The organism is bacterium (genome assembly GCA_035549195.1).
GTDB lineage: Bacteria > Oederibacteriota > Muellerivitia > Muellerivitales > Muellerivitaceae > DASZRK01.
Genome location: DASZRK010000028.1, coordinates 1 through 26,545, shown reverse-complemented (window position 1 = coordinate 26,545; position 26,545 = coordinate 1). Strand labels below are relative to the sequence as shown.

Here is a 26,545-nt window from a genome sequence, read left to right as displayed (position 1 = left end):
GGAGGCTGTTGGTGTCCGAAAGGCCGTGGTAAAGGGGATAGTTCAGGATCTGAAGATAAAAGAGCTTCACGAAGATCACCAGGAAGGCGACCGAGATCGTCCCGAAGAGGAACTTGAATTTCCTCTCAGGGGAAACGCTGAATTTTCCCTTCGGGAACGTCAGGGCCACGAGCCCTCCTCGATGGAAGATCCCACAAAAGACACCCTAAGCCGTCGCGGGATCGTACCGGCGGCGGCGGAAACGGACCAGGAAAATGGAGACCAGGAACCCGGCCAAGGTGGTTCCCAGGGCGGTCTTCCAACAGGTCCAAAGGGCCTGGGAAAAACTCGGGGCGGAGCCGTCCCAAAGCTTGATGGACCACACCACCCCCTGGTGGAAAAGGGCGGCCACGAAGACCAGGCCCGTCTGGGTCACCACCTTTTCCCGGTAGATCCGCAGGCGGAAATAGGCGCAAAGGGCCCCGGTCAGGGTCTTGCCGATCACGTTCGGCCCGATCCAGCCCGCCGAAAGAAGGTCCTGGAGGAACCCCATCAGGAAACCCCATCCCGAGGCGGGGGTGGCGGTGGAGCGGAGGCCCAGGAGGATGACGAAGACCAGCGGAAGGTCCACCCCCAGCCCCGCGACGACCGGGAGCTGTTGGAGGAAGAAGATCGCGACCACCAGGAGCACCCAGCGGAACCTGCTCCATCCCCTTGCCCAAGGACCGGATCTCATTGGAAAAGGATCGCGGGCGGGAGGATGAAGACATAGTCCAGGGACGCGAAATCCACCGCCGGCGCCAGGAGGATATCCGCCATCAGCCCGTTCTCGGCCTCGCCCTTCCGGATCACCGTGCCCAACCGGTATCCCTTGGGAAAGACCCCGCCCAGGCCGGAGGAAAGGATGACATCGTCCTTTTGGACGTCCTCCGCGGCGCTCACATAGCCGTAACGCAATTGGTTCCGCCCGGTCCCCTGCACGACCCCCGACACGCGGGAACGATCGTCGATCCCGGCCACGCTGAAATCCGGGTCCGAGGCCAGGAGCACCCGGCTGTTCCCGCTGGAAACCTCGATGACCCGCCCGACCAGTCCCTGTTCCGAGATGACCGGGGAGTCCACCTGGATGCCCGCGTCGGAACCGGCGTCCACGATGAAGCTGCTGTTCCAAACACTGGGATCGTGGGCGATGATCCGCGCCAGGTGGGCCTTGCGCGAGAGGGTCGGCTTGATCTCCTCCATCCGCTGCAGGCGGGCCAGTTCCTCCTCGGTGGACTTATGGTTGGAGAGCTCGATGCGCAGCGATTGGTTCTCCAACTGCAACCGGTCCACCTCCTGGTGGAGGTTCTTGAGCTCGCGGATCGCGTTGAGGGTGTCCTCGGGGAAGGTGATGATCCTCGTCACCGTCTGTTGGACGGGCAGCCAAAGGGAGAGGGCGGTCGTCTTGAAGGTCGGCGGCGGGGCGCCCCGGTGGGAGGAACGGTAAAGGAGCAAAGCGCCGCAGGCCAGGAAAAGGGCGACGAGAAAAAGGGCGGAAAGGTTTCGCAGGAGGAATTTAAGCATGGCTTACGACCCGTCTTGGGCAGCCGACTCCAGCGGACCGCGGCGACCGTCGGCCCCAGGCTGCGGGATCAGAGATATTCTTTCTCGAGGACCGAGATGCGCTTGAGGAAATCCATGGAACGGTCCAGCAGGTGCCCGGCGCCCATGGCCACCGCGGTGGAAGGGTCGTCGGCGTGGTTGACCGGGACCCCGGTCTCGTCCCGAAGGCGCTCGTCCAGGTTCTTCAGCAAGGAGGAACCGCCCGCCAGCACGATGCCCCGGTCCACGATGTCCGCCGCCAGTTCGGGGGGGGTACGCTCCAGGGTGAGCTTGATGGTCTCGATGATGGGGATGAGGGGCTCTTCCAATGCACCCCGGATCTCCTCCGAGGTCAATTCGATGGTCTTCGGGAGCCCGGTCACCAGGTCCCGTCCCTTGATCTGCATCCGCAATTCCTGCTCCAACGGGAAGGCGGAGCCGATCTGGATCTTGATGTCCTCCGCGGTCCGTTCCCCGATCAGGATGTTGTAGGTCCGCTTGATGTAATTGACGATGGCTTCGTCGAATTCGTCCCCCGCCACCCGGATGGATTTCCCATAAACGATGTCCCCCAGTGAAATGACGGCCACCTCGGTGGTCCCCCCGCCGATGTCCACGATCATGTTGCCCTGGGGTTCGGCGATGGGCATGCCCGCGCCGATGGCCGCGGCCATGGGCTCCTCGATGAGGAACACTTCCCGGGCGCCGGCCTGTTCGGCCGAGTCCCGGACGGCCCGCTTCTCCACCTCGGTGCATCCGGAGGGGATGGCCACCACGATGCGGGGGCGGATGAGGGAGCGGCGGTTGTGGACCTTGGAGATGAAGTAACGGAGCATGCGCTCGGTCACCTCGAAGTCGGCGATGACCCCGTCCCGCATGGGGCGGATGGAGACGATGGAACCCGGCGTGCGGCCCAGCATGAGCTTGGCGTCGTTGCCGACCGCCAGGATCTGGTTGGTGGCTTTATGAACGACGACGAGGGAAGGTTCCTGAAGGACGATCCCACGACCCTTGACGTAAACGAGGGTGGTGGCTGTGCCAAGGTCGATGGCCACGTCGCTGGAAAAAAGACCTAGAAGGAAATTCAGCAAAACTCGGCTCCCAAAAGACCGCGAGGCGGGTCGGATTGATCGCTCCCCCGGGTTCGAACCGGGAAAGGCAAGAAATATGGACTTCCGGCGCACGGGGCAAAAAAAAACCCGGTCGGGACCGGGCTCCAGAAAAACCGGAAAAACCACGATTTCAGGGGGCTTAGTCTAACATAGAGGCCCGGACTGTCCAATGTTTTCTAGGGAAAGGGCGCGTTCGGACGGCAACGACCGCCAAAAGGAAAATAATTACTTCGCTTTTTCCGTATTGGCCGCGGGAAGAGGCTTATCGGAACCTTTGCGGGACTTGTCTTTCAGGATCCGCTCGAAGAGCTTCAGGTATTCCTTCTTCAGATCGGCGGGTGAGAAGTTGCGGTATTGGCCTTCGTTGAACTTTTCCCCGAGATATTCCTTGCTCTGACGGATGAAGGTCAGGATGGCCCCGATGTTCTCATCGTTCTCCAAGGCCATGGGGACTTCGATGATGATCTTTTGGAGGACGGCTTCCCGGTAACGTCCGATCTGGTCTTCCGTCGGGTTGACGATACCCGTCACTTTGCCGGTGAAGTTCTCTATAAAGAAGAGGACCTCGACTTCTTTCCCATAGAGTTCGGAGACGCTGGTGATGGGGGCGGCCTGCCCGTTGGCTTGGAGTTCGGCGCCGCATTCCTTGCAGAACTTGCTGGAGGGTTCGTTTTTATTGCCGCAACGGGCGCATTTCATTCAAAAAGCCTCGGATCGATGTGAAGAATTCGGCTAACTATACCACGGGTGGGGGGGCTTGCAAGGGCTTTCACCTGATTCCCACGTTTACCCGCCATTCCTAACGACCGCCGTCACAAAATCTTGAGGGCAAGGGCATGGGATTTTCGCCGGGAACCTCCCCGACGTAAAAATCGATTTCGGAACCGCGTGGGAGCCTTTTCAAAAAAGTTGAACATTTTCTTTCCGGTCCCGAAACAACCTGATGAATTTTGATTGAAGGTTCCAAGGCTTACCTATACCTTTTTCACATGCCGGTCCATAAACCAAAAAACAAATTAGATCATCAGGGGCAAGCCGCCGTCGAATATCTGCTGATCCTTTCCGGGGTCTTCATCGCGTTCGCCGGCGTGGCGGTCCTGTTCTCGAAACAGGTGGATCAATTCCTCTCCATCCTTTTCAACATGATCGTTTTGCCGTTCTGAAAAAATAAGGGGGCCTTATGAGAAAGCGTCTGGATCAAAAAGGACAGGGAATGACCGAGTATATCTTGATCGTGGCCCTGATCGCCGTGGTCGCCATCGCGGCCGTGAAGATGTTCGGCAAGAACGTCAAGAGCGGTTTCGAGAACGCCAGCCAGCAGGTCGGAGGTGCCGTCGCCAACCCGAACGGAAATAGCGGGGCGGTCGGGAATGCCGCCAACGCCGTCAACAATGCCGCCGGGGTCGTCGGCGGGCATTGACCGAACAAGTGGTCCTGCCTTTCTCCCAAAGGGGGCAATCGGCGGTCGAATTCGCGCTGATCGCCCCTTTTCTTTTTTTCGTCTTCTTCGCCATTATCCAACTGGCCTACATGGCTTATGCCTCCTTTGCCGTCCAACGCGCCGCCCTTTCCATCGCCCGTGACGCCGCCCGGTCCGATGACCCCGAACTTTACGATCCTCATTTTCAACTCCTCTATTCCCTTGGCCCGCTGGCGGCGTTGAACCGAACGACCTTGGCGACCGCCCTGGCTTCCAAATGTTCCATCGCTACGAACGGCGCGAAAGTCGTCGTGACCCTCAAGTATCCAATGCCGATATGGGTGCCGTTGGCAGGCGAGGTCTTCGGAGTTCCCCTGTCCACTTCCTTTTTGCAAGAGAACTCGACGGGAGCCTTGATGACCGACATCCTGAAAGGACTTGGGCTGGACCCATCCATCCTCTCCATCCCGGCATTGCACCTGCCGAATGTTTTCTGGATGACTTTCACCGCCGAAGCGATCGACGAAAACATCACCGAGTTCCCACCCCGATGAAACGGTTGAGCACTCTCATCCGCGAAAGCGCGGCCGGCCAGGCTTTGCTGGCCACCCTTCTTTTCTGTTTCATCTTTATGGCCCTCTTCGTCGGCCTCTATAAAGCGGGTCTTTCCTACATACAGAAGGAGAGGGCCCTTCGCGGGACCGACCTGACCGCCCTATCGGTCGGCGCGGTCTATGCCAACGGCCTTCAATTAGTCCGATACTCCAATGTCGCCCTCATGGGCTCGGTCATCGCCGATGTGGTCACGATCGTTTCCACAGAAGGAGAGATAGACCCGAATCTTCGAGGCGCGGTCCAGACCCTTCAAAAAAGGATCTTTGGGATCAACGACAAGGGCGACGGGCCAGGGATCGGCCTCTATCCCCTGCTCTTTTGGTTGGAAGGCCCCCGAACGGCCGGCAACAACCAACTCGTGGATAATTGGCCATCCCTTTCCACAGGATTTAAATTACCTCTCCCGCCCCTGCCGATGTTCTTTTTCAACCCAGAAACCAGCGACCTTTCATGGCTCCTGGTGCCCAATATGTCCCTGCGCTTCCGAACCGCGGCCGACCTTTTGCCCGATCTTCAAAAACAAAAGATCTTTTATTACCACCAAGATCCGGACCATCCCGGCCAAAATATTTATTATCCGGCCGACGCCGTTGGACCAGCTGAGAACGTTAAGAATCCAGCCCAAATGTGGGTCCTGGTGCCCGGACGCTTTTTCCACAAATATCTTTCCCTAAAACCCGTCATCACTCCCGGAGCAGGGGCAAGCGGAGATTCCTTCTTAGGAAAGAGTCTGAACGTCGCAAGCAGCCTTCTTAAGAACATCAAATTCGACGTGACCCATGCCACTGACCTGCACGACCATAGCATCGTGGTTTATGACCAACTTCCTTCTTCTATTAATCGAGGCCCTGGAAAGGGCAATTTGAGCTTCCATTCTTTGAGCGAATCAAAACTCATCGGGGGTGGTTTAGCCGCCTGGGATGTGATCCAACCCAAATTCAAGGTCCGTTTGATCCCCTTCGAGATCCAAAAATTGCCCGCGATCCGGGATTGGGTTTCCTCGATCCCAGGCCTCCCCTCGGCTCCCGCGATCCCCAAAATAGGGGATATTCTCCAAAAAGCATTCCGTTTCCCAGGCTTCCAACCCGGTTCAACGCCTACCTCTCCCTCTTTACCCGGATTGCCCGGTTTGAACCTTCCTCAAAACCCCGGATCCTCCGCTCTTCCCGGAACATCGGATATTTCCCCTTCCCTTCCCTCTCCTGCGGATGTCGCCGCACTTTTCGGAATGGACGGCCCTTCGATCCCATGAAAACGACAATGTTTTTTCGAAGGCAACGCGGCCAAGCGCTTCACGAAATGTTGGTCGTCATTCCCCTGCTCATACTGCTGGCTGCCGGTCTCGCCCAATTGACCCTTGTGATCCGGGCTAAGATCGCGTTCGAGGATGCCTGCGGGAAGGCGGCCCGAATCTTCGCCTTGGGGGATATCCGTTCCAAGGACTTGGGTCCTTCCTTATGGGAAAATCTGGGACCCGATCAAAAATATTTCGACCAGGGTTCGATCCTTGTTTCCGCTCGCCAACCCAATAGCCTTTTGGGGGGCGACCTTCAAGAGGATCTTGGTTTCTTGGGAATGGTCATGAAGGAAGGGCTGTTCAATTATGGCGGGGCCGATTGGATAGTGACCATTCGTTACCGGGGCGCTCCCGTGCTCGGGCCCCTTTTTCCCAACGGGATCCTTTTCAAGGCCCAATTAGCCGTCCTGAGGCATCCCGCGTGATCTTTACAGGAAAAAACCGGTGGTTCTGGTCCACTTTTTCGTTCCTGACCCTCTTTACCCTTTCGGTCTTTTCTTGGGCCTTGATCTATTCCCCATTACGCTTCGATCCAAGGACACTGGGCCACTTCAAGACCGAACTCAATGGTTTCCAACAGGACAATATCCTCTGGGTCAATGACGGCGAGCCGAAAGCATTGGGATCATTGATCGACCGGGAATGGGCTCATTCGGGCTGGAGACCGGTGGCCCAGGGAATGGACTTTGCGCCCCGACTATTAGGGTTGTCGGATCTTCCGACGGTCCTATCGCCCTATGTCCAAATGCGGGTCTATGAAAATACGGGATCCTACCGGACCCTCGGCCTTATGGAAGACCCCCAGGGCGATCGGACCTACGGATGGGTCGCCGAATCCCCTAAAGGCCTCTTGGACCTTCAAAAGGCTCGTGCCCATTGGAGCTTTCCCTTCGCACCCCCAAGGGACGCCAAACGATTGATCCATCAACAGAACCCAAAATTCGAACTGGCCTTCATTTTTCTACCGAAAACCCACGATCTGGACGATGAATTCGAAAGGTCCTGTCGCTCCCAAGGTTTCGAAACAAGACAGTTTCAGGGCACTCCGGATCATTCGGATTACCTATTGGTCAAAGGACAGGTCCGACTCTTGGCCCTTTTGGAGCCCGGAACAAAGGAAGACCTCATTTCGTTGGTCCGGTTCGAAAAGAATTAGTGTATAGTTCGCCTTTCGGCCGTTCCTCTCGACGTATCTTGAATTGAATTTATTACCAGGATCGATCTTCGATGAACCAAAGATCTGCCATCGCCTTGGCGGTTGGTCTTTTGTCCGGACTCATCGCCTTTTATCTCCTGTACTCTTCCGCTTCCGAGATCGAAAAAAGATCGACCCCGGTCCAAGTCCTCATGGCAACGGACTATATCCCTGCCGGCACCTATTTGAACTCCAGCATGGTCGCTCCGAAAGAGGTACCCGGAGCCTTCGTCAGCCCCAGTGCCATTCGGGACCTCAAAGAGATCTCAGGGCTCATCCCATTGGTACCGATCTCAGCGGGCGAACAGATCCTTTCGAACAAATTCGGCGTGAGCGAAGAGACCCTTTCCCTCAGCTTAGGCCCGGGTGAACGGGCTTTTACCCTTGCGGTCAATGAAACGACCGGGGTGGGCGGTCTGCTAAGGCCGGGAAATCGCGTGGATGTCCTATCGCGCATTGAGGGCGACCGGAAGGTGGTCAGTTCCTTCGTGCTCCAGGACATCAAGATCGTCGCTGTGGGGCAGAACCTGAACGGCCGTTCCCAAAAGACCGGTTCCTCGGGCGCCGAGAGCGGCCCCTATTCGACCGTTACCTTGGCCGTCACTCCCGAGCAGGCCGAAACCCTTTTCTTTCTTGAGAATCATCCCCTCCGTTTGGTCCTCCGGGGCCCCAATGACGATGAGATCGTGGCTATCCAGCCCCAAAGCGATTCGGAAGTCCTTTCCAAGCTCGGTCATTTTTCTTCATCGTCCAGGCGTTCCCCCGGGATCCAGGTGATCCACGGGAATTCGAATTAGGAGTCTCCCATGAGAAGATCGGCCCTTCTCGTTTTTCTCACCTTGACCTTAGGGACCTCATTCGGATCCCCCGCACAAGCTCCGCTCCATTTGATGACTGGGGAATCCAAATTGATCCATGTCGAACCAGGAACGAAGGTCGCCGTAGGGAATCCTTCCGTGGCCGATGTCACCGTGGTCAGCGACCAAGAGATCCTGGTCTCCGGGCGGGGCCCCGGCAACACGGACCTCATTTATATCAATGCGGACGGCGACAAGGAGACGCAGAACATCCTGGTCGCCTCCCACAACCTCAAGAAATCCATGGTCGAAATGGACGTAGAGATCATGGAGATCGAGAACCAGAGCGCCCTGAAAGCCGGATTGAGCTGGGGATCGATCGAGAACTCCTCCTCCGGCGGTTCGACAACCGGCACCGCAACCACCACGGGCTCGGTCAATCTGAACAATTTGTCCATCTCCGAGAACAACCCTCCACCCCTTCTCGCTTTCGGTTCCTTTACACGCCAAAGCTTGACCGCCAGCCTTCAATTGCTGATCAACCGAGGAAAAGCCAAAGTATTGGCCAAACCCAAGCTATTGGCCGTCAGCGGCGAGGATGCCAGTTTCCTGGCGGGCGGAGAGGTCCCCTACATCACCGAAAGCAAGCTCGGTTCCTCCAACGTCGAGTGGAAACCCTACGGGGTCAAATTGAGGATCCGGCCTTCCATCGATGCCGAAGGGAATATCTCCGCCAGTCTCCGCGCGGAAGTGAGCGGCCTGGATATCCAACACGGGGTCTCGACAGGGGGCGGGGTCTTCGTGCCGGCCATCCGGACCCGCTGGGCGGAAACATCGGTCTACATGAAAAGTGGAAGCACCTTGGTCATCGCGGGACTGATCAGCGAGGAGAACCAAAGATCGACCTCCGGCCTGCCCATCCTCAGTGACATCCCCTTGATCGGGGAACTTTTCAAATACACCGACAATGAAAGTCAACAGACCGAATTGGTGGTCTTCGTGACCCCTTCCCTGGTGGGACAGGGAAAAGGGATGGAATAGGCGATCCTCAATCGACCGGCGTCGGGACCGCTTCCAAGCCTTCGACCTGATCACCCGCTTTGACGCCATTTTTCCCGAACCAATCCTTGTTCATTTCGATGGCGTATTTGGCCGACCCCTGGGACGGGAAATTGCTTTCCGTCAGCGGAGGCATCTCCAGAATGTTCAATACCCTTCCCTTTTCGTCCAGGAACGCGATGCTCAGCGGGATATAGGTGTTCTTCATCCAAAAGAACCGGGGAGCCGCATCGGGGAACACGAAGAGCATCCCGTGGTCCCACGGCATTTCCCGCCGGAACATCAACCCTGTTTCCCGGCTGATCCCCTGGTTGGCGATCTCGACCGTGATCTCCTTTCCATCGATCCGCAAACGGTCCTGCGGAAGGTCCGAATGGACGACCTTGTTGCAGGAAAGGATCCCCAGAAGGAAAACGCAGGAAAGCACCAGGCGGAACCGTTTTGTTGCCAAACGCTTAACCTCTTTCTTTCACCACCAAGCGTGGTCGATGGCTGGAAAACCAAAATCAAATTGCCGACCCCAAGAATTTACCCTAAGATAACGAGCATGAAAAAGCATCTTTTCCCCTTCCTTTCGTTCCTTCTGTCCCTGGCGCTCCTCGGCTCACCCGCCTGGGCCAAAGCAAAAAAGACCAAGAAAAAGGCCCCGCCGCCGCCAAAGGTTTCCGCCCCCGCACCCGTCCCCACGACCCAGGCCACGGCCCCGGTCGCCTCAGCGGAAACACCCGTTCCCCGGAACCATGGTGTCCCCCGGGAAAAATTGGCCATCGCCTACGAATACGGAAGGAAACTCTACGCCGCCAAAAGGTTCGACCAGGCCAAGGACGTCTTCAAAAAAGTGGCCCTGGTCGCCACCGATCAGGACCTGAGCGCCAATTCGCTCTACCTATATTCCCAATGTGCTTTCCGCACCGAGGATTACAACGGCTGCGTCAAAGGGCTCAATGTCCTCGCCAAACGCTGGCCCGCCAGCCCCATCCTGAAGGGCGGCTTTGTGTCGCGGTTCTGTTCTTTCGTGATCGATCAAGTGGCGAACCTGCAGACCCACTGGGACTATTACCGGTTCAAGGAAAGGACCGATGCCGATGGGAACCCGGTGTGGAAAGAGAGCGTCCCCCCCGGCTTCAAGATCAAAAGGATCAACTTCAAACTGGGCTTCGGCCTTTTACGGGTCCTGAAATCCATCGACCCCAATTCTCAGGCCACCCTGACCAGCAAACAAAAACTGGATGCCATGTTGACCCGTCCGATCACCATGCTTTGGGTGGACGAAAAGGCGCCGCCCGACCGTTGGGGCCATCCCGGCGATTTCCTTTCCCTTTTTTCCAAGAACGAAAAAAAGGATTTCTCGGAGGTCATCTGCGACCGGATGTTCTTTGATTGGAAGACCGAAAAATTCTACTTATTGCTGAACATGCACGACGACGTCCGGAACCAAAAGCCTCGCTTCATCGCAACGACCCCCCCTCTTGAGGAGACCACCGCCGGGGCCCCGGTCACCGACGGGGCGACACCGGACCTTCCCCCGCCTTTCACCCTGCACAATCTCTTCGCCATCGCGGGATACAATCCTTACAACGACAGCTACACGAACCTGATCGAATCCACCCCCGCCGACCTTACCCTTTAAAGGCATGTTCCATCCCTTTCGTTCCTTAGCCCTATTGGCCCTGCTTTTTCCATGCTACCTCCGGGCCCAAACGGCGCCCACGGATACCCCGACCGCATCCCCGGTCCCGACCAACACCCCGTCCCCGATCGTCCCCAAAAATTCCCGGGACAAGATTTCTAGGTCCCCCCGGACCATCGTCGTCCACAAACCCCAACCACCCGGTTCCTGGGGAAAGGTCGTTCAATACAAACGCGAGGACATCCTGGCCCTTTCGGAGAAGAACCGGGAAACCCTCCATGAATTCGTCTTCCAGGACGAGAATGGCATCATCCGGACCGCGACCTACCACGAGAACGCGGACGGGGAGGGATATTGGGAGGTCTGGGTTTGGGACCAACCATAGACCCATCTTGCCGATGGACCTCTTTCTGGGGTGTTAAGGGCGGCGTGGGTTGTTCGGTCCTGACATCCCTTTTGGTCCGGCGTGCGGCCAAGGAGCGTCCTTCTCGCATCGCTTTAGTGGACCCCTATCCGCTGGGCCACTCGATGCTCCCATCCTTTCTTTCTATCCGATCCAATTTAAGGGCCTTGGACCAATTGCTACCTTATCAGGGTCGTTTGTCCGCCGCTCTCATCGACAGCTTCTTTCCTTCGTCTCCCGAGGGCGTTTCCCTTGTCCCGCTGGTCTCATCCGCCGAGACCTCCCTCACCGCAAAACAGGCCATCGCCCTATTGAAGGGGCTCTCGCCCTTTTTCAAGGAACTCTGGTTCGACCTTTCCGGGGCCGTTCCCGAACTGGTCCCCGAGATCCTCGAGGGGTCCCAAAGGGTCTTCTTGGTCTCGGCCTTGGAACCCAGTTCCTTGACCGCCATCAAGTTGACCGAGAAGCGACTTTTGCCATTCCACATGAACTTGAACGAATTGGGGATCCTATTCAATCAATCCCATGCTTCCCAAACGGTCCCCAAGGACATCGAAAACTGGGCGCCTCCTTTCCAATTCGCCGGTGCGGTCCCATTTTTGGGTGATAACCTGACCTTCCTGATCTCCGACGCTTTGTCCCTGCCGGCCGCCGTTGACAAGGCACTTTCCACCCTCACCCCTAAACTCCTCGACGGGAACAATTTCATACGAAAGTTGAATTCGCCAACGACAGATCACCCTTCCGGAGAATCCGGTATGGACGTCACATTGGACCAAGTCCAGCGGCTCCATCAGAAACTGCTCGCCGAGCTACGGAAGACAGGTTCCATGCAGGAAAAGGAGACCAAGGATTTGGACCGTGCGGTTCTGGAGCCACAGGCGCGGGATCTTTTGAACCGGTTGCTCCAGGAAGAACCCGGGCTGGAGCGGGCCCAGCGTTCAACCCTCCTATCCAGGACCCTTGACCTGGCCTTCGGGCTTGGGCCCTTGGAGCCATTTCTCAAGGACGAAGAAGTGACCGAGATCATGGTCAATGGCCCCCAGCAGGTTTTCATTGAGAAAAAGGGGATGCTTGAACACACCCAGACCCGCTTCGCCGATGAACAACAATTACGGACCATCATCGAGCGCGTCCTGGCCCCCATTGGTCGTCGGATCGACGAAAGCCAGCCCTATGTGGACGGCCGCCTTTCGGACGGCTCCCGGGTCAACGCGGTCATTCCTCCCTTGAGCCTCAACGGCCCTTTACTGACCATCCGGAAGTTCTCTAAAAAGAAGCTGGGCGTGGAGGATCTCATCAGATCCGGTTCCCTGACCCGGGACGCAACGGACCTCTTAGGGGCCCTCGTCCGTGCCCGCAAGAACCTGATCGTGTCCGGCGGGACCGGTTCCGGAAAGACAACCTTGCTCAACATCCTGTCGAACCACATTCCTCCGACAGAACGCATCGTGACCATCGAGGATTCGGCGGAACTACAATTGGCTCAGGAACATGTCGTGCGATTGGAAAGCCGGCCGGCCAACCTGGAAGGCAAAGGGCGGATCTCCATCCGCGACCTGGTCATCAACACCCTTCGAATGAGGCCGGACCGGATCATCGTAGGGGAATGCCGGGGCGGCGAGGCTTTGGACATGCTGCAGGCCATGAATACCGGTCACGACGGTTCCATGACCACTGTCCACGCAAATTCACCCCGGGACGCGCTCGCTAGGATCGAGACCATGTGCCTTTTTTCCGGCCTAGAACTCCCACTGAAAGCCATTCGCGAACAGGTCGCACGGGCGGTCCATGTGGTCGTTCAACAAAGCCGGCTACCCGGCGGGAAAAGATCCGTGACGCAGATCTCCCAGGTCCAGGGGATGGAAGGCGACGTGATCGTTCTACAGGACATTTTCAAATGGGAGGGGGATCAACTGGTCCGTACGCCGTTCCCGCCCACCTTCCTTGCGGACCTCAACGCGGTGGGTTACCAATGGCCCGGGGCCAAAACCTGACCCCTCAGGCCTATTTCTTCTTCTGGGCCTTCTTCTCCGCGGCCTTCTCTTGGGTGGTCGGAGGGGCCGGATTATAGGTGCTATCACCCACGGGCGTGATCTGGGCCACCTCATCCTTATATTTGGCGTATTCGGCGGCCCGCGTCTGGCGGACGTCCGCGTCCAAGGGGCCCTCGGGCGGGATCCAATCCCCCAGATAGGCCCGGCAGATGAATTCCTTCTCGGCGGCCTGGTCCACCCAATGGGTATGGGGAAGGTAATAGAACTCCTGGACTTCCTGGTAATCCCACATGGCCTGTTTGTACAGCTTTTGGGCGAAGTGGGCCTCTCCCCGGTTGTAGGCGTTGCGGGCCCGGCGGATGATCTCCAGGTTGGCCATCAGGTACATCAAAAGCAGGGTCCCAACGATGGTCAGGGCCGTCTTCCAACCTTCGCTCAAGCCCTTGGAGGGATTATTTTCCTTCCCCGGGTCTTCCGGCGTCGAATTGGGGGTTTCACGGTCGGCCACAGGTCCCTCCCGAATTAGAACTGTTTCAAGAAGCGGATATCGTTCTGGTAAAAAAGCCGGATATCGTCGACATCATACTTGAACATGGCGACCCGTTCCACGCCCATGCCGAAGGCGAACCCCGTCCAACGCTCGGGATCGACCTTGCAGTTCTCCAGCACGTTGGGATGGATCATCCCGCAGCCCATGATCTCCACCCACCCGGATTGTTTGCAGATGCGGCAGCCCTTGCCTTGGCAGAAGACGCAGGAGATGTCCACTTCGGCGCTCGGTTCGGTGAAGGGGAAAAAGCTGGGGCGGAAACGCGTCTCGATCTTGGAACCGAAGAACTTCTTCACCCAATTGTCCAGCACGCCTTTGAGGTGCCCGAAGTGGATGCCTTCGGCCACCAGGAACCCGTCCACCTGGTGGAAGATGTGGTGATGGGTGGCGTCCACCGCCTCGTTGCGATAGACCCGGCCGGGGGCGACCACCTTGAAGGGAGGTTTGAAATCCTCCATCACATGCACCTGGAGGGTGGTCGTGTGGGTGCGCAACAGAAGGTCCGGTCCCAGGTAAAAGGTGTCGTGGGAGTCGCGCGCGGGATGGTCCTCGGGGAAGTTCAGGCCCTTGAAATTGTAATAATCGCTCTCGAAGTCGGTGCCCTCGACCTGGTCGAAACCAAAGCTCTTGAAGATGTCGCAGATCTCCTGCTGCACCCGCATGAGAGGATGCCCCTTCCCCGCCTCCAGGGAACGCCCCGGGAGGGTCGGGTCCCAACCTTCGGGCAACCGGGTCTGCTTGCTTTCCAGCTGTTCCTTTTTCCCTTCGATCAGCTCAGCGATACGGTTCTTGACCTCGTTGGAGACCTTGCCGATCTGGGGTTTCTGGTCGGCAGGCACCTGCCCCAGGCCCTTGAGGATCTCGGTCACTTGGCCGCTCTTCCCCAGGTACTTGATGCGGAATTCCTCGACGGCTTTCAGGTCCGGTGCTTGCGGGATGGCGGTCTGGGCTTCTTGGAGCAGGGCTTGGAGGCGGTCGATCACAAAAACCTCGGGTAATTCAGGAATTTCAGGCTGCAAAGGGGGATATTATTTGATTTTCGGGCCAAAAATGCATCAGAAAATCACGAAGTTTGGACGAAACAAGAAGCGGCAGGGAACGGATTTTAGCTTAATTTTCTTGGGAAATGGCTGTGGTCTGGCCGGAGAGCCGCTGGAACTTGAGGAAAGCCTGGACCGAACCCGTCCGCTCGAATTGTTCCCAAAGGGATTCCGGGGTATCGGTGGCGGCGATCTGGATGTCGTCTTGGATTTGGTTCATTTTTTCCGGCTTTTTCTTGGATTTCCGAAGTGTACCACCCACCCCTAGAGGGGTCAAGAAAACGGCCTGGATTATGCCGGATGGGTCAAAAAGAGGTCCCAACTGACGGATTGTTGACGCGGAAATCGATACGGACGTTGGAAGAGAGGGATCTTGTCGGCGTCATCACCGTGACCGACGGGAAAAAGGGAGCGACTTAGTTCTTGGTTTTCCCGAATTTTGCCCAAAACATGGCCAGACTTGCGGCCACTGCGGCGTTCAAGGATTCGTTCTTTCCGACCATCGGGATGCGCAACCGGGACCGGCAATCCTGGACCAATCGATCCGGAAGCCCTGCGCCCTCGGAGCCGATCCAGAAAGCCGCCGCATCGGACAGTTCGGTCACCAAAAGATCCTGACTTTCCTTCTGGGAAAGGGCGCAGGTCTGGAAAGCCCTCTCCTTGAACCAAGCCTGGTAGTCCTCCCACTTCCCTCCCTGGACAAAAGGAACGCGGAAAAGGGAGCCCATCGAGGAGCGGACCACCTTCGGGTTGAAGGGGTCGCAGCAACCTTCCGTCAGGAAGACCGCCTGGACCCCAAAGGCCTCGGCGGAACGGAAAATGGTCCCCAGATTACCGGCGTCCTGCAACTGATGGAGGGCCAGGACGGGACCATAGGGTTCAACAGGATAACGGGCCTCGATCTTCCCCACCACCGCCAGCATCCCCTGGGGCGTCACCGTATCGGAGACATAGGCGATGATCTTGGATGGGACCTCGAAACATTTGGTCTTTTCGGGCTGGGCCTTCTCCAGGATGGCCGTTCCCTCGGGGGTCGCCCATCCTTCGGCCGTTCCGAAGATGAAACGGACCCGAAGACCGCTTTGCTGGGCCTCTTGAACCAGATGGAAGCCTTCGCAGAGGAAATCCTCGGTCTCCTTGGCTTTCTTGGGGATCTTCAGGGAATAGGCGTGCTTCACCATTCCGTTCTGCACGCTTTCGATCGGGGGGAGCTTGGGCATGGGTGGATTATAGCAGGAGGTTCAAAGGCTCAAGGGTTTCCTTCGGCTACGGCCGGGAGACGGGACTTTTCCAAGATCACTCCCCGCAAAAAGGACCAAAGGTCCTCTTTCATCCTCTGGGTGATCTGGTGGCCCACCCCATAGAAACGAAGGAGGGGATGGTAACCCATTCCTTGGAGCCGGGACCGGGTGGCTTGGGCATCTTCTTTTTGGATGACCGGGTCCAGGGTGCCGTTCTGCATCAGGATCGGGAGTCGCTTCGGGGCCAAGGGACGGGCCAATGTCTTTTCCGGATATTCAATGAACCCATCCACCGAGATCATGGCCAAGAACGTCCCGGGATAGTTCAGCCCCGTCTCGAAGGTCATGACGCCTCCTTGGGACTCCCCGACGATGATGACCGGCCGGGGTTTGTCCAGGATCCTCCCTTCCCCATCTTCCCCCACTGCCCATTTGGAATAGTGATCGAGGAGGGAAGCCAGGAACTCCCGGCTATTCTTCATATCGCTGTAACGATGGGTGAATCGGTCATACCAGGCATGGCGGGTGAGAAGGGTGCGTCGGGATCTTTGCCGGACTTGGACCGGTCCGTCCGGGAAGAGCCATAAGCAAGGAGGAAAGTCCGTACCCGGGTAAAAGACACCAAAGGATTCTTCCCCATTCCCCAGCGCCCCATGAAGGGCCAGGATGACGGGGGCGTCGTCGGATAGATCCCCCGGAACTACGACCAGCAACCGGTGTCCCTGAAAATGGGCTTCTTCATAGGGAAGATCGAACCCCCAGCCGACGCCCGATATCAAAATGAGAATGATTTGGACAAAAGACCTCAAGGGGATCTTTCTCCTCCTGATCCACGCCTACCCTCGAACATCGTCCAACGAACCTGTTCCAAAACAAAAAAGCGCCCCCCGTAGGGACGGGGGACGCTTCAGGGTACCACTTTTACGGCCGGCTTACGAAACCTTGGTCTTCTTCGCCTCTTCCACCAACAGGGAGAAAGCCTTGGGATCGTTCAAGGCCAGGTCGGCCAGGACCTTGCGGTCCAGCTCGACGGAGGCCTTCTTCAGGCCGTTCATGAACTGGCTGTAGGACATCCCGTGCTCCCGGGTGGCGGCGTTGATGCGGGTGATCCAAAGGCGGCGGAACTCGCGCTTGCGGGCCTTGCGGTCCCGGAAGGCATAGTTGCCCGAGCGCTTGGAGGCTTCCCGCACCGTGCGGTATTGCCGGCTCTTGGCCCCAAAATAGCCCTTGGTGAGCTTGAAGAACTTCTTCTTACGTTTCCGTTTGGCGACGGCTCGCTTGATCCTTGCCATGTTGCTCTCTCCCCTTGAATTCTTATTGCGCGATCATCTGCTTGATGCGGGCCGTGTGGGTCTTGCCCAGGACGGGCTGAGCCTTCAACTGCCGCTTGCGCTTGGACGACTTGTGGGCCAGCAGGTGGCCCCGTCCCGGGTTCTTCTTCACCATCACCTTGCCCGTTCCGGTGATCTTGAAGCGCTTCAAGATGCTCTTCTTGGTCTTCAGGCCTTTACCCATCTTTTTCGTCCGTTTCCGTCACCACCTCATCGTCTTTCCCCATCGGGGGCTTGCTGTGAGGTGTGACTTTCGAATTAAAGTACGCAATGATCTGCATCCCCTCATCCTTCGGGGGGGCTTCCAGTTCGGCGAACTCCTCCATGTCGGAGATGATCCGCTCCATCAGCTGCTTACCCAGGTCCTTGTGGCTCATTTCGCGGCCGCGAAAGATGAGGCTGACCTTCACCTTGTCCCCATGGTCGCAGAAATTCCAGGCCATGCGGAGCTTGGTCTGGTAGTCGTGCTCGTCGATCTTGGGACGGATCTTGAGTTCCTTCACCTTGATGACGCGTTGTTTCTTCTGGGCTTCCTTTTCCTTCTTACGTTGGGCGTACTTGAACTTGCCGTAATTCAGGAGACGGCAGACCGGCGGGACGCCGTCGGGCGCGATCTCCACCAGGTCCAGGTTCTGTTCTCGGGCGACGGCCTGGGCCTTGCTCAGGTCCACGATCCCCAGGGCTTCGCCATTGGCCCCGACCAGGCGGACCTGACGGGCGCGGATTTGATGGTTGATCCTCAGCTCTTTGGAAGAAATGTTCGCTTACCTCCGATGTTCAGATAAAAAAAAAGACGGACCCCGGAAAAAGCCGAGGTCCGCCCTGTGAAAAAGGCAATATCCAACGAACAGCGCACGAAAATGGATACTTCAGGAACCCGTTCGCGCCTAAAAGGGCTTAGGGTGAGGGACTCGGCCCCTACTTGGGAGGGAAATCATAAGGGGCGCCCTGGGGGTTGTCAAAGGCTTTTTCCCGGCGGTCCAGACCCTTGCCCGCACTAGAGCGGCAGGTCCACGTCGCCGAAATTGTCCATGGTGCGGTCCTGGACCATCTTGAGAGCCGCCTTGACCGCCTGGTCCCGCGGGACCGCCGTTTGCTTTTCCACGGCATAGCGCCGCCAGGTGACGGTACGGTCCTTGGCCTCATTGGCCCCGACGATCCAGATATTGGGGATCTTCCGGGTGATGGCGTTGCGGACCTTCTTGCCGAAGGAATCGTTCGTGCCGTCCACCTCCACCCGCACCATTTGGCCCCGGAGTTCCTGGGCGATCTCCTCGGCGTAACCCATGAAATCCTCGGCGACCGGGACCAAGCGGACCTGGACCGGCGAAAGCCAGGTCGGGAAGGCCCCGCCCCATCGCTCGATGAGGAAGGAGATGAAGCGTTCATGGGTCCCCAAGGGGGCCCGGTGGATGATGAAAGGCCGCTGCTTGGAACCGTCGGCGGCCGTGTATTCCAGTTGGAAACGTTCCGGCGAGGTGAAATCGAGCTGGACCGTGGCGGCCGTCTCTTCCCGTCCGAGGACGTTCTCGGTCTGGTAGTCGATCTTGGGGCCATAGAAGGCGGCTTCCCCGATGACCTCCTCATATTCCACGCCCAGTTCCACCAGGACCTGGCGCAGGATGTCCTCGGTCTCCTTCCAAAGCCCCTCGTTGTCCGTGAACTTGTCCTTGTCCTGGTCGTGGAGGGAAAGGCGGACCCAGATCTTGTCCATCCGGAACTTCTCGAAATAGAACTTGTGCATGGCCACGACTTTTTTGATCTCGTCCTTGATCTGTTCCCGGGTCAGGTAGATGTGGGCGTCGTTCATGGCCAAGCCCCGGACCCGCAGGAGTCCCGCCAATTGCCCCGATTTCTCGAAACGATAGACGGTCCCGTACTCGGCGAGGCGCAAAGGGAGCTCCCGGTAGGACCGGGGGCGGGTCAGGTAGATCATGTGGTGATGGGGGCAATTCATCGGTTTGAGGTAGAACTCCTCCGCCGGGGCATCGGGATCCTTCTCGGCGGACCGCATGGGCGGGAACATGGCGTCCTTGTAAAGCTGGAGGTGACCGGAAAGCTTGTAAAGCTCCCCGTTGGCGATGTGGGGGGTGGCCACCCGTACGTAGCCGTCCTTGAACTCCATCTCCTTGGCGAATTTTTCGAGTTCTTCCCGGATGACCGTCCCGTTCGGGAGCCAAAGGGGCAGTCCCTTCCCCACCTTCTCGTCGATGGTGAAGAGTTCCAGTTCCTGGCCCAGTTTCCGGTGGTCCCGCTTGAGGGCCAGCTCCCGGTCCTTGATGAACTGTTTCAATTCGGCCTCGCTCGGGAAGGCCAGGCCGTAGATGCGGGTCAACATGGGACGTTTGGAATCCCCCCGCCAGTAGCTTCCGGCGATCGAATCGAGCTTGAAGGCGTTCACGGGGATCTGGGAGGTATCGTCCACATGGGGACCTTCGCACATATCGATGAAGGGCCCGCTGGTATAGAAGCTCAGGGAGGGGTTGTTCTCCAGCAACTCTTGGGCGTATTCCACCTTGAGGGCTTGTCCCATCCCGCCGAGTTTGGCCAGGGCCTTCTCCTTGGGAAGGTCCTCGCGTTGGAACTTCTGCTTTTCCTGGATGATCTTGCGCATGCGCTTTTCGATGTCAGGCAGGTCGTTCTCGGTCAGGGGCTCATCGAGGAGCATGTCATAGTAGAACCCCGTGCGCACAGGGGGGCCGAAACCCAACTGGGCCTTGGGACGCACCTGGAGGACGGCCTCCGCCAGGATATGGGCCAGGGAATGGCGCATGCGGAAGAGCTTTTCATCCATCTTGTGTTTGGGTTCGTGTTTTTCGGACATTTGGGGGATCCATGGAAGCTTGAATGGGGCGGGAAAAAGGTGGGCTCCACCGAACATCGAACCGCGCTTCGCGCTCACAGGGGTAAGACCCCCTGTGTACCCCTTTCAACACCGTGGGGAAGCCTCTTCCCCACACCCCTTCCTGTTTCTCGTCCAGACCGTGAAAAATGGTGGGCGTAACTGGACTCGAACCAGTGACCCCTTCCATGTCAAGGAAGTACTCTAACCAACTGAGCTATACGCCCATTCGTCGCGGCCCCGTCGAAAAGGGGCCCCAATCTTATAAATAGAGTGGGGAATGTTGCAACTATATTAAACGGGGTTCACATCAGGACGTCGCGGATGGTGCCGATCAACTCGCTGAATTTGTCGTTGTAATCCTGCTGGGCCAAACGGATGACCTCGAAGGCCTCGTCGCGGCCATAGGTATGGGCGATCTCGGTCTTGCCGAGGGAGATGGAGGGAAAGTCCTTGTAGGTCAGGAAGTAGTGCCGGAGCCGGTCGATGAGGTTGTGGGGGCAATCCGAGATGTCGGTCATGTTCCCATAGACCAGGTCGCTCCTCAGGACCGCCACGATCTTGTCGTCCGCTTCCCCATTGTCGATCATTCGAAGGCCGCCGATGGGCTTGGCCTCCACCATGATGTCGCTCTTGAAGATGGGGCGTTCGGAAAGGATGCAGATGTCCAAGGGGTCCATGTCCCCGTTGATCTTATCCAGCTTCATCCGTCCGGCGAAATAGGTGGCCACTTTGGGACCGCAATAGGTGCGGGGGATGAAGCCGTAAAGGGAGGGGCATTGGCTGGAAAAGGCCTGGGGCCGGTCCACTTTGAGGAACCCGGTCGCCTTGTCCACCTCGTACTTGACCATGTCGGACGGGGTGATCTCCACGTAGGCGTTGACGACGGTCGGGGCGTTCTTGCCGATATCCATCCCATGCCAGGGATGGTGACGGTAGAGGAACCGGGAATATTTTTGGAAGGTTTCGTCGGCCATGGGCCCTCGGAGGTCGGATTGCTGTCGATTTTAGCCCAGGGTCGGGGCCTGTCCACCTTTATTTAGAACGATAAACCTCGAAAAGCGGCGCGGCATCCTTGAAGGCGGGCAGGTTCCGGTCCTTCGTCGAAAGCAACGGATCCCGAACGGGCCAATCGATCGCCAGGTCCGGGTCGTTCCAACGGACACCCACCTCATCCCCGCGATCGTAGAACTCCGAACATTTATATTCCAATTCGGCCTCGGGGCTGAGCACACAGAATCCATGCAGGAACCCGGGAGGGATGTAGAGGAACTTGGGGGTTTGGGCCGAGAGCGTTTCCCCCACCCATTGGCCGAAGGTCGGCGACCCGGGACGGACGTCGACCGCCACGTCGAAGACCTCGCCCACAATGACCCGGACCAACTTCGCCTGGGCCTTGCGCAGCTGTCCATGGAGCCCGCGGAGGGTCCCCCGCTCCGATCGGGAATGGTTGTCCTGGACGAACCGCACGGCGATCCCGGCCTCCCGGAACCTGGCTTCATGATAGAACTCCAGGAAAAAACCCCGGTCGTCCCGGAAGACGTCAGGTTGGACCAATAGAACCTCTTTCAAACGCGTGGGCGTGACCTTCATCGGGTTTCCTGGGCCAGGATGGTCTCCAGGTATTGGGCATAGCTCCCTGGCTTGTTCATCTGGATCTGTCTTTCCAGCCCCTTCCGGTCGATGAATCCCTGCCGATAGGCGATCTCCTCCAGGCAGGCGACCTTAAGCCCCTGGCGTTCCTCGATGGCTTGGATGAAAAGGGAGGCCTGCATCAAGGCCTCGGGCGTGCCCGTATCGAGCCAGGCCACTCCCCGGCCGAATTTCTCCACCTTCAACTGGCCCATTTTCAGATAGGCCCGGTTGACATCGGTGATCTCCAATTCGCCCCGGGCGGATGGCTTCAGGGAAGCCGCGATCTTGACCACTTGATTATCGAAAAAATAGAGCCCTGTTACGGCGTAGGGGGACCTGGGTTTGGCGGGTTTTTCCTGGATCCCCACCGGCCGGCCGGCCTTGTCGAACTCCACCACGCCATAACGTTGCGGGTCCCGCACCCAATAGGCGAATACCGTGGCCCCCTGGGTCCTTTGGGCCGCCTTTTGAAGCTGGCCCGTCAACCCATAGCCATAGAAGATGTTGTCCCCCAGGACCAACGCCACCGGGTCTTTTCCGATGAATTTCTTGCCGATGCGGAAGGCCTGGGCGATACCTCCTGGCTTGGGCTGGACCGCATAACGGATCTTGAGGCCCAGGAAGGACCCGTCACCCAAGAGCTTCTTGAAATTCGGAATGTCATGGGGTGTGGAGATGACCAAGATGTCCCGAATGCCGGCGAGCATAAGGACCGAAAGCGGGTAATAGACCATGGGCTTGTTGTAAACGGGAAGCAACTGCTTGCTCACGGCCCGGGTGACGGGATAAAGACGGGTCCCCGTGCCCCCGGCCAACAGGATGCCTTTCATGCCTTTCCTTTCCCCGGCCCCAGGATCCCAAGTCTTTGGCGTCGATAGGTCCCCTTCTGCACCTTCCGGCACCAATCCAGGTTGTTCAAATACCATTCTAAGGTCGCCCGGATCCCTTGGGAAAAGTCCTTACGCGGCCGCCACCCCAGCTCTTTCCGGATCTTCGAGGCATCGATGGCATAGCGCCGGTCGTGCCCTGGGCGGTCCTTCACAAAAGTCATCAACCGGCCATAGGACCGGACACCTTTCCGGCTCAAAGCCGGGTTCCGGGAAGCGGGACGGAAATCTTCCAAGCCATCGCAGATGGCCCGGACCACCTGCAAATTGCTCCGTTCCGAATCCCCGCCCACATTGTATTTTTCGCCGGGCTTTCCGGCCCGGACGACCCGCCAGAGGGCCGAGCAATGGTCCTCCACATAAAGCCAATCGCGGACATTCCCCCCATCCCCATAGACGGGAAGCGGCTTCCCCTCCAAGGCGTTGAGGATCATCAATGGGATCAATTTTTCCGGATATTGATAAGGTCCGTAATTATTCGAGCAATTGGTCAAGAGGACGGGAAGCCCGAAGGTTTGGTGGTAGGCCCGCACCAAATGGTCCGCCCCGGCCTTGGTCGCGGCATAAGGGGAATTGGGGGCATAGGGCGTGTCCTCCCGGAAAGAACCTTTGGGGCCGAGGCTCCCGTAGACCTCGTCGGTCGAAACGTGAAGGAGTCGGAATCGCTTTCGATCGGATGGCCCTAGCCCTTCCCAAAATCGCCGCGTCTCTTGAAGAAGGTGGAAGACCCCCACCACATTGGTGCGGATGAAATCCTCGGGTCCGTCGATGGAGCGGTCGACATGGCTTTCCGCCGCGAAATTGAGGACCGTCCCGGGCCGGTACTTGCGCAGGACCGCCCGGACCTGCCGGGGGTCCGCGATATCGCCACGGACCAAAAGGGCTTTTCGGGAGCGCAAAGGTCCTTCAATGCTCTCCTTGTGCCCCGCATAGGTGAGCTTGTCGAAAACGACGATCCGGCAGGCCCCGACACGAGGGAGAAGGTAATGAGCGAAATTGGAGCCGATGAACCCGGCACCACCGGTCACGAGGATGTTTTTCATGGGATCCCTAAGGCTGAGTTATCTCATTATAGGTTAGCGGGATCAACGATGGGCAGGCTTCAAAAGGTCGAAAACGGTTTTCACGGGATTGAAGGTTTCCAAGGGGACCTCGACGAAGATCGTGGTCCAATGGGCCATAGCCCCGTTCCAGAGGCCCGGAAGTTCAAAGGCCTTCAAGTCCCTGCCTTGGTAGGACTTCTTACTGAAGAAGACCGCGCCCGGATCCACGAAGCGGCGCAGGTCGAACGGGGTCCCGTCCGGCTTTCGGACGGAGCACACAAGGTCCACCGGATTGAAATGGGTCGCGGCCTGGAAGATGGCCCTTTGACCCGGGTCCTCCATGTCCACCTGGGCGCTTTCCACGATCTGGAGCGACGGACCTTGGGGCCCTTCGACCCAAAAGGGGCCTCCCCCTGGTTCTCCGGTATTGCGGACGACCCCACAGACCCGCAGGGGCCTTTCCGGGCCACCTTCCCTCCGGATCTTTTCCTCGGCTTGGAGCAGGACCCCGCCCAATATCTTTTTCCACTCTAAAGTGGCCTTGAACCAGTCCCCCGTCGAGACATTATCGATGTTCTTGATGAAGACCAGGTCCCCTTTTAGGTCGTTGAGGTTCTCGATCAAGGCCCCGTGCCCCCCGGGCCGGAACAGGAGCTCCCCCTTCTCGTCGCGGAAAGGACGGTTTTCCTTGTCCACGGCCAGGGTATCGGTGGATGGTTTTTGGGCCGAGAATCCGATGCCGGGGTGCAGCCCTTTCCCAAGGAAAGATCGGGAAGAGGCGTCGGCCCGTGCCCGGAACTCGTCCAAATACTCCGGCGAGACGGTGTAATGGACCTTGAACCCGCCCCGGCCATCCGCCAAGGTCCCTTCCGCCTCGATCAATTGTTCGAAAAAGGGGTCCCGGACCCGGTCCCGATCGGGATGGAAGGGGATGAGCCCCTTGGGTTTGCGGGCATAATCCAGGCCCTCGTGCCCCAGAAGGGCTCGAAGGATGGGGGTCACATCCTCCGCGCCCAGCGCCTGATCAAGGTCGTGGCCGGCCAATGTCCTTCGAAGGTCACCGGCAAAGGCGAGGTCCGGAAGGGATTTCAAGAATTCCAGGACCTTGGCGCAGTCCCCCTCCCCTTGGGCGGCCCGGCGTTCCAGGACCGACCTAAGGACCGGCGCTGAATTCAATTCCTTGTTCAATGTTTGGAACATCCGGCTGGCGGCGCCGGAGGCGGGAACGAACTTTTGGAACCTCCCCCCGGAACGGGCGGGTTCGAAACGGTCGATGGCTTCTCGACGTTCAGCTTCCGAGAGGGAAAGGATTCCGTCGCCTAAGCGGGCGGGGCGCGACAAACGGATACCGGCAGGAGGGTCCCGAAAAAGTCCCAGTTGCCTTTCCACCTCCGAAAGGTCCATCCCCCGGGAGTGGATCTGTCGGATGTCCTGATCGCTCCAATTCATGAACGCACCTCAGGTCGATCAAAAAAGGATCGGAAGAACGGTGGGAAAAATTGGAGGCGGCAGGCGGATTTGAACCGCCGAATCGCGGTTTTGCAGACCGCTCCCTTAACCACTTGGGTATGCCGCCCCATGCCTTCGTTGGACACCCGGAAGGCCGTAAAAAAAGAAAGGTGACCAGGGCTGGTCACCTTGCCGAAGCCGGGTCCAACCCGGAGCATTTGGAGCGGGAGACGGGGTTCGAACCCGCGACTTCAACCTTGGCAAGGTTGCACTCTACCACTGAGTTACTCCCGCGTTTCAAGCCGCCGGGGAAAGGCTCCCCAAAGCGGAGCGAAATTATAAAGGCGCCCCCCGGGGGAGTCAACCAAGGGCCTAATCCCTTTTGAGGCCCAGGTCCTTGACCACCTGCTCGATGATATCCGCGTCCACCTGCTCGCGTTTCAGCAGGTACCCTTCCAGCATGGCGTTATCACAGGTGGTGTTGATGAGGCGGGGGATGCCCTTGGTGTACTCGAAGATCCGCTGGAAGGCATCGTCGGTGAAGACGGTCCGGTCGCAACCCGCCACGCTCAACCGGTGCTTGATGTATTGCTCGGTGGTCTCCCGGGTCAGGGATTTGATGAAGAATTTCATGGCCACCCTTTGGAGCAGGGGCGGGTCGAGGCTCATGTACTTTTCCAGCTCGGGCAGACCCAAAAGGACGATGGAAATGAGCTTGCGTCCCGGGACTTCCAGGTTCAAAAGGCCGCGGAACTCCTCGAAGATCTCCTTCTTCTGGAGCATGTTGGCCTCGTCGATCAGGACGACGGCCTTGCGCCCTTCCTCATAGACCTTCATCAGGCGCTCGTAAAGTTGGGAGATGATCTGGCCCTTCGAATCCCCGGGGTTCTCCACGCCCAGCTGGTGCGCGATCTTCTTGAGCATCCATTCGGCGCTGATCTCGCTGTGGACGATGACCAGGAGAGTGGCCTCGTATTGGGGGTCCTGTTCGAGCTTTTCGAGGGCCTTGCGGGCCAGGAGGGTCTTGCCCGCGCCGATGTCCCCCACCACCACCGTCAGGCCCTTCATGGTGTCCACGGCGTGGAGCATGCGGACCATGGCCTCGGCGTGCTGGCTGCTCTCGAAATAGAAGCGGCTGTCGGGTGCGTTGGAGAAGGCCTGCTCTTTGAGGCCGTAGAAATTCTCGTAGCTCAAGGGCGTCCTCGGATGGGCATTTGAGAGCTACTTCAGGAGCCGTGGACCCATTCCCTGACCGTTGTGAGAAGGTGGATCATGGGAGGGGGCTCAGAAGGGGGAAAGGTTCCTTTCCCCAAAATCAGACGTAGCCTACCCGATTTGACTTCTTTTTGCCACCCGAATCTTTTTCGGGCTCTTTACCCGTGGCCGCGGGCGGCGCGGGCGGCGGCGCGATCGCGGCGGATGGGGAAGGGGCTGTCGTGGAC

At 58.3% G+C, this 26,545-nt stretch carries 31 protein-coding genes and 3 tRNA genes; 11 read left to right on the top strand and 23 right to left on the bottom strand.

Going from position 1 to position 26,545, the window contains the following annotated elements; genetic code table 11:
• Positions 1-205 precede the first annotated feature (205 nt).
• The 4 genes from mreD to VHE12_07255 form a co-directional block, all read right to left on the bottom strand.
• On the bottom strand, positions 206-715 hold the full coding sequence (mreD, locus tag VHE12_07270; protein ID HVZ80584.1) for a rod shape-determining protein MreD: 510 nt from the start codon (positions 713-715) through the stop codon (positions 206-208).
• Positions 712-1,542, bottom strand: a complete 831-nt coding sequence (gene mreC, locus VHE12_07265; protein ID HVZ80583.1) for a rod shape-determining protein MreC — start codon at positions 1,540-1,542, stop codon at positions 712-714. Before mreC ends, mreD begins: the two co-directional genes overlap by 4 nt.
• 68 nt (positions 1,543-1,610) lie before the next feature.
• Positions 1,611-2,651 (bottom strand): rod shape-determining protein, encoded by a 1,041-nt coding sequence (locus tag VHE12_07260; protein ID HVZ80582.1) that lies wholly within the window; start codon positions 2,649-2,651, stop codon positions 1,611-1,613.
• Positions 2,652-2,897: 246 nt separating this feature from the next.
• The gene (locus VHE12_07255) at positions 2,898-3,371 is read right to left on the bottom strand and encodes a zinc ribbon domain-containing protein (GenBank protein HVZ80581.1); all 474 of its coding nucleotides are present in this window, start codon (positions 3,369-3,371) and stop codon (positions 2,898-2,900) included.
• Positions 3,372-3,661: 290 nt separating this feature from the next.
• On the opposite strand from VHE12_07255, the gene VHE12_07250 reads away from it, so the two are divergent.
• From VHE12_07250 to VHE12_07215, 8 genes are all read left to right on the top strand, one after another.
• Positions 3,662-3,835, top strand: coding sequence for a hypothetical protein (locus VHE12_07250; GenBank protein ID HVZ80580.1), 174 nt, complete (start codon positions 3,662-3,664; stop codon positions 3,833-3,835).
• Between the two features lie 17 nt (positions 3,836-3,852).
• Entirely contained in the window at positions 3,853-4,092 is a 240-nt protein-coding gene (locus VHE12_07245) for a Flp family type IVb pilin (protein ID HVZ80579.1), read from the top strand.
• Complete coding sequence (locus VHE12_07240; protein HVZ80578.1) at positions 4,089-4,646, top strand: TadE/TadG family type IV pilus assembly protein; 558 nt, start codon at positions 4,089-4,091, stop codon at positions 4,644-4,646. The genes VHE12_07245 and VHE12_07240 overlap by 4 nt, the downstream gene beginning before the upstream one ends.
• A 5-nt stretch (positions 4,647-4,651) precedes the next feature.
• Positions 4,652-5,959, top strand: a complete 1,308-nt coding sequence (locus VHE12_07235) for a hypothetical protein (protein HVZ80577.1) — start codon at positions 4,652-4,654, stop codon at positions 5,957-5,959.
• The gene (locus VHE12_07230; GenBank protein HVZ80576.1) at positions 5,956-6,429 is read left to right on the top strand and encodes a TadE/TadG family type IV pilus assembly protein; all 474 of its coding nucleotides are present in this window, start codon (positions 5,956-5,958) and stop codon (positions 6,427-6,429) included. Before VHE12_07235 ends, VHE12_07230 begins: the two co-directional genes overlap by 4 nt.
• Complete coding sequence (locus VHE12_07225) at positions 6,426-7,160, top strand: hypothetical protein (GenBank protein ID HVZ80575.1); 735 nt, start codon at positions 6,426-6,428, stop codon at positions 7,158-7,160. The genes VHE12_07230 and VHE12_07225 overlap by 4 nt, the downstream gene beginning before the upstream one ends.
• 71 nt (positions 7,161-7,231) lie before the next feature.
• Entirely contained in the window at positions 7,232-7,996 is a 765-nt protein-coding gene (gene cpaB / locus VHE12_07220) for a Flp pilus assembly protein CpaB (protein ID HVZ80574.1), read from the top strand.
• A 9-nt stretch (positions 7,997-8,005) separates the two neighbouring features.
• Positions 8,006-9,037: a pilus assembly protein N-terminal domain-containing protein gene (locus tag VHE12_07215; GenBank protein ID HVZ80573.1), complete on the top strand. Its 1,032-nt coding sequence runs from the start codon at positions 8,006-8,008 to the stop codon at positions 9,035-9,037.
• Between the two features lie 7 nt (positions 9,038-9,044).
• On the opposite strand, the gene VHE12_07210 is transcribed toward VHE12_07215, so the two are convergent.
• Positions 9,045-9,506: a DUF192 domain-containing protein gene (locus VHE12_07210; protein HVZ80572.1), complete on the bottom strand. Its 462-nt coding sequence runs from the start codon at positions 9,504-9,506 to the stop codon at positions 9,045-9,047.
• A 96-nt stretch (positions 9,507-9,602) separates the two neighbouring features.
• Between VHE12_07210 and VHE12_07205 the strand changes: the two genes are divergently transcribed.
• The 3 genes from VHE12_07205 to VHE12_07195 all read left to right on the top strand — a co-directional run bounded on the left by VHE12_07205 (position 9,603) and on the right by VHE12_07195 (position 13,085).
• On the top strand, positions 9,603-10,685 hold the full coding sequence (locus VHE12_07205) for a hypothetical protein (GenBank protein ID HVZ80571.1): 1,083 nt from the start codon (positions 9,603-9,605) through the stop codon (positions 10,683-10,685).
• Positions 10,686-10,689: 4 nt separating this feature from the next.
• A complete protein-coding gene (locus VHE12_07200) occupies positions 10,690-11,070 on the top strand; it encodes a hypothetical protein (GenBank protein ID HVZ80570.1) in 381 nt (126 codons plus the stop codon).
• Between the two features lie 848 nt (positions 11,071-11,918).
• On the top strand, positions 11,919-13,085 hold the full coding sequence (locus VHE12_07195) for a CpaF family protein (GenBank protein HVZ80569.1): 1,167 nt from the start codon (positions 11,919-11,921) through the stop codon (positions 13,083-13,085).
• A 10-nt stretch (positions 13,086-13,095) separates the two neighbouring features.
• Here the strand turns inward: VHE12_07195 and VHE12_07190 are convergent, their stop codons facing one another.
• The 18 genes from VHE12_07190 to VHE12_07105 form a co-directional block, all read right to left on the bottom strand.
• Complete coding sequence (locus tag VHE12_07190; GenBank protein HVZ80568.1) at positions 13,096-13,593, bottom strand: hypothetical protein; 498 nt, start codon at positions 13,591-13,593, stop codon at positions 13,096-13,098.
• 14 nt (positions 13,594-13,607) lie between these two features.
• Complete coding sequence (gene pheS, locus VHE12_07185; protein HVZ80567.1) at positions 13,608-14,618, bottom strand: phenylalanine--tRNA ligase subunit alpha; 1,011 nt, start codon at positions 14,616-14,618, stop codon at positions 13,608-13,610.
• A gap of 127 nt (positions 14,619-14,745) precedes the next feature.
• Entirely contained in the window at positions 14,746-14,895 is a 150-nt protein-coding gene (locus VHE12_07180) for a hypothetical protein (GenBank protein ID HVZ80566.1), read from the bottom strand.
• Positions 14,896-15,091: 196 nt separating this feature from the next.
• Complete coding sequence (locus VHE12_07175) at positions 15,092-15,895, bottom strand: RNA methyltransferase (GenBank protein HVZ80565.1); 804 nt, start codon at positions 15,893-15,895, stop codon at positions 15,092-15,094.
• 29 nt (positions 15,896-15,924) lie between these two features.
• A complete protein-coding gene (locus VHE12_07170) occupies positions 15,925-16,695 on the bottom strand; it encodes a hypothetical protein (GenBank protein HVZ80564.1) in 771 nt (256 codons plus the stop codon).
• Positions 16,696-16,848: 153 nt separating this feature from the next.
• On the bottom strand, positions 16,849-17,208 hold the full coding sequence (gene rplT / locus VHE12_07165) for a 50S ribosomal protein L20 (protein HVZ80563.1): 360 nt from the start codon (positions 17,206-17,208) through the stop codon (positions 16,849-16,851).
• A 22-nt stretch (positions 17,209-17,230) separates the two neighbouring features.
• Positions 17,231-17,431, bottom strand: a complete 201-nt coding sequence (gene rpmI / locus VHE12_07160; protein ID HVZ80562.1) for a 50S ribosomal protein L35 — start codon at positions 17,429-17,431, stop codon at positions 17,231-17,233.
• The gene (infC, locus tag VHE12_07155; protein ID HVZ80561.1) at positions 17,424-17,990 is read right to left on the bottom strand and encodes a translation initiation factor IF-3; all 567 of its coding nucleotides are present in this window, start codon (positions 17,988-17,990) and stop codon (positions 17,424-17,426) included. The genes rpmI and infC overlap by 8 nt, the downstream gene beginning before the upstream one ends.
• Positions 17,991-18,244: 254 nt before the next feature.
• On the bottom strand, positions 18,245-20,071 hold the full coding sequence (gene thrS, locus VHE12_07150) for a threonine--tRNA ligase (protein HVZ80560.1): 1,827 nt from the start codon (positions 20,069-20,071) through the stop codon (positions 18,245-18,247).
• Between the two features lie 168 nt (positions 20,072-20,239).
• Positions 20,240-20,316: transfer RNA gene (locus VHE12_07145), tRNA-Val, on the bottom strand.
• Positions 20,317-20,394: 78 nt separating this feature from the next.
• Positions 20,395-21,066, bottom strand: a complete 672-nt coding sequence (locus tag VHE12_07140) for an inorganic pyrophosphatase (protein ID HVZ80559.1) — start codon at positions 21,064-21,066, stop codon at positions 20,395-20,397.
• A 58-nt stretch (positions 21,067-21,124) separates the two neighbouring features.
• On the bottom strand, positions 21,125-21,682 hold the full coding sequence (rfbC, locus tag VHE12_07135) for a dTDP-4-dehydrorhamnose 3,5-epimerase (protein HVZ80558.1): 558 nt from the start codon (positions 21,680-21,682) through the stop codon (positions 21,125-21,127).
• Positions 21,679-22,554 (bottom strand): glucose-1-phosphate thymidylyltransferase RfbA, encoded by an 876-nt coding sequence (gene rfbA, locus VHE12_07130; GenBank protein ID HVZ80557.1) that lies wholly within the window; start codon positions 22,552-22,554, stop codon positions 21,679-21,681. Before rfbA ends, rfbC begins: the two co-directional genes overlap by 4 nt.
• Positions 22,551-23,654, bottom strand: a complete 1,104-nt coding sequence (gene rfbB / locus VHE12_07125; GenBank protein ID HVZ80556.1) for a dTDP-glucose 4,6-dehydratase — start codon at positions 23,652-23,654, stop codon at positions 22,551-22,553. Before rfbB ends, rfbA begins: the two co-directional genes overlap by 4 nt.
• A 42-nt stretch (positions 23,655-23,696) precedes the next feature.
• Positions 23,697-25,103 carry a DUF4301 family protein gene (locus tag VHE12_07120; protein HVZ80555.1) on the bottom strand — a complete coding sequence of 469 codons (1,407 nt, stop codon included), beginning with the start codon at positions 25,101-25,103 and terminating at the stop codon, positions 23,697-23,699.
• A gap of 51 nt (positions 25,104-25,154) precedes the next feature.
• A tRNA-Cys gene (locus VHE12_07115) sits at positions 25,155-25,230 on the bottom strand.
• Positions 25,231-25,322: 92 nt separating this feature from the next.
• Positions 25,323-25,397 (bottom strand) — tRNA-Gly (locus tag VHE12_07110).
• 78 nt (positions 25,398-25,475) lie between these two features.
• Complete coding sequence (locus VHE12_07105) at positions 25,476-26,297, bottom strand: AAA family ATPase (protein ID HVZ80554.1); 822 nt, start codon at positions 26,295-26,297, stop codon at positions 25,476-25,478.
• Positions 26,298-26,545: the final 248 nt, after the last annotated feature.

What these genes read in the sequence shown, in the direction of transcription:
- mreD (HVZ80584.1), bottom strand. Translation starts at nt 715, where the DNA reads ATGAGATCCGGTCCTTGGGCAAGGGGATGGAGCAGGTTCCGCTGGGTG.
- mreC (HVZ80583.1), bottom strand. Translation starts at nt 1,542, where the DNA reads ATGCTTAAATTCCTCCTGCGAAACCTTTCCGCCCTTTTTCTCGTCGCC.
- VHE12_07255 (HVZ80581.1), bottom strand. Translation starts at nt 3,371, where the DNA reads ATGAAATGCGCCCGTTGCGGCAATAAAAACGAACCCTCCAGCAAGTTC.
- VHE12_07250 (HVZ80580.1), top strand. Translation starts at nt 3,662, where the DNA reads ATGCCGGTCCATAAACCAAAAAACAAATTAGATCATCAGGGGCAAGCC.
- VHE12_07245 (HVZ80579.1), top strand. Translation starts at nt 3,853, where the DNA reads ATGAGAAAGCGTCTGGATCAAAAAGGACAGGGAATGACCGAGTATATC.
- VHE12_07230 (HVZ80576.1), top strand. Translation starts at nt 5,956, where the DNA reads ATGAAAACGACAATGTTTTTTCGAAGGCAACGCGGCCAAGCGCTTCAC.
- cpaB (HVZ80574.1), top strand. Translation starts at nt 7,232, where the DNA reads ATGAACCAAAGATCTGCCATCGCCTTGGCGGTTGGTCTTTTGTCCGGA.
- VHE12_07215 (HVZ80573.1), top strand. Translation starts at nt 8,006, where the DNA reads ATGAGAAGATCGGCCCTTCTCGTTTTTCTCACCTTGACCTTAGGGACC.
- VHE12_07205 (HVZ80571.1), top strand. Translation starts at nt 9,603, where the DNA reads ATGAAAAAGCATCTTTTCCCCTTCCTTTCGTTCCTTCTGTCCCTGGCG.
- VHE12_07200 (HVZ80570.1), top strand. Translation starts at nt 10,690, where the DNA reads ATGTTCCATCCCTTTCGTTCCTTAGCCCTATTGGCCCTGCTTTTTCCA.
- VHE12_07195 (HVZ80569.1), top strand. Translation starts at nt 11,919, where the DNA reads ATGCAGGAAAAGGAGACCAAGGATTTGGACCGTGCGGTTCTGGAGCCA.
- VHE12_07180 (HVZ80566.1), bottom strand. Translation starts at nt 14,895, where the DNA reads ATGAACCAAATCCAAGACGACATCCAGATCGCCGCCACCGATACCCCG.
- VHE12_07175 (HVZ80565.1), bottom strand. Translation starts at nt 15,895, where the DNA reads ATGCCCAAGCTCCCCCCGATCGAAAGCGTGCAGAACGGAATGGTGAAG.
- rplT (HVZ80563.1), bottom strand. Translation starts at nt 17,208, where the DNA reads ATGGCAAGGATCAAGCGAGCCGTCGCCAAACGGAAACGTAAGAAGAAG.
- rpmI (HVZ80562.1), bottom strand. Translation starts at nt 17,431, where the DNA reads ATGGGTAAAGGCCTGAAGACCAAGAAGAGCATCTTGAAGCGCTTCAAG.
- thrS (HVZ80560.1), bottom strand. Translation starts at nt 20,071, where the DNA reads ATGTCCGAAAAACACGAACCCAAACACAAGATGGATGAAAAGCTCTTC.
- VHE12_07140 (HVZ80559.1), bottom strand. Translation starts at nt 21,066, where the DNA reads ATGGCCGACGAAACCTTCCAAAAATATTCCCGGTTCCTCTACCGTCAC.
- rfbC (HVZ80558.1), bottom strand. Translation starts at nt 21,682, where the DNA reads ATGAAGGTCACGCCCACGCGTTTGAAAGAGGTTCTATTGGTCCAACCT.
- rfbA (HVZ80557.1), bottom strand. Translation starts at nt 22,554, where the DNA reads ATGAAAGGCATCCTGTTGGCCGGGGGCACGGGGACCCGTCTTTATCCC.
- rfbB (HVZ80556.1), bottom strand. Translation starts at nt 23,654, where the DNA reads ATGAAAAACATCCTCGTGACCGGTGGTGCCGGGTTCATCGGCTCCAAT.
- VHE12_07120 (HVZ80555.1), bottom strand. Translation starts at nt 25,103, where the DNA reads ATGAATTGGAGCGATCAGGACATCCGACAGATCCACTCCCGGGGGATG.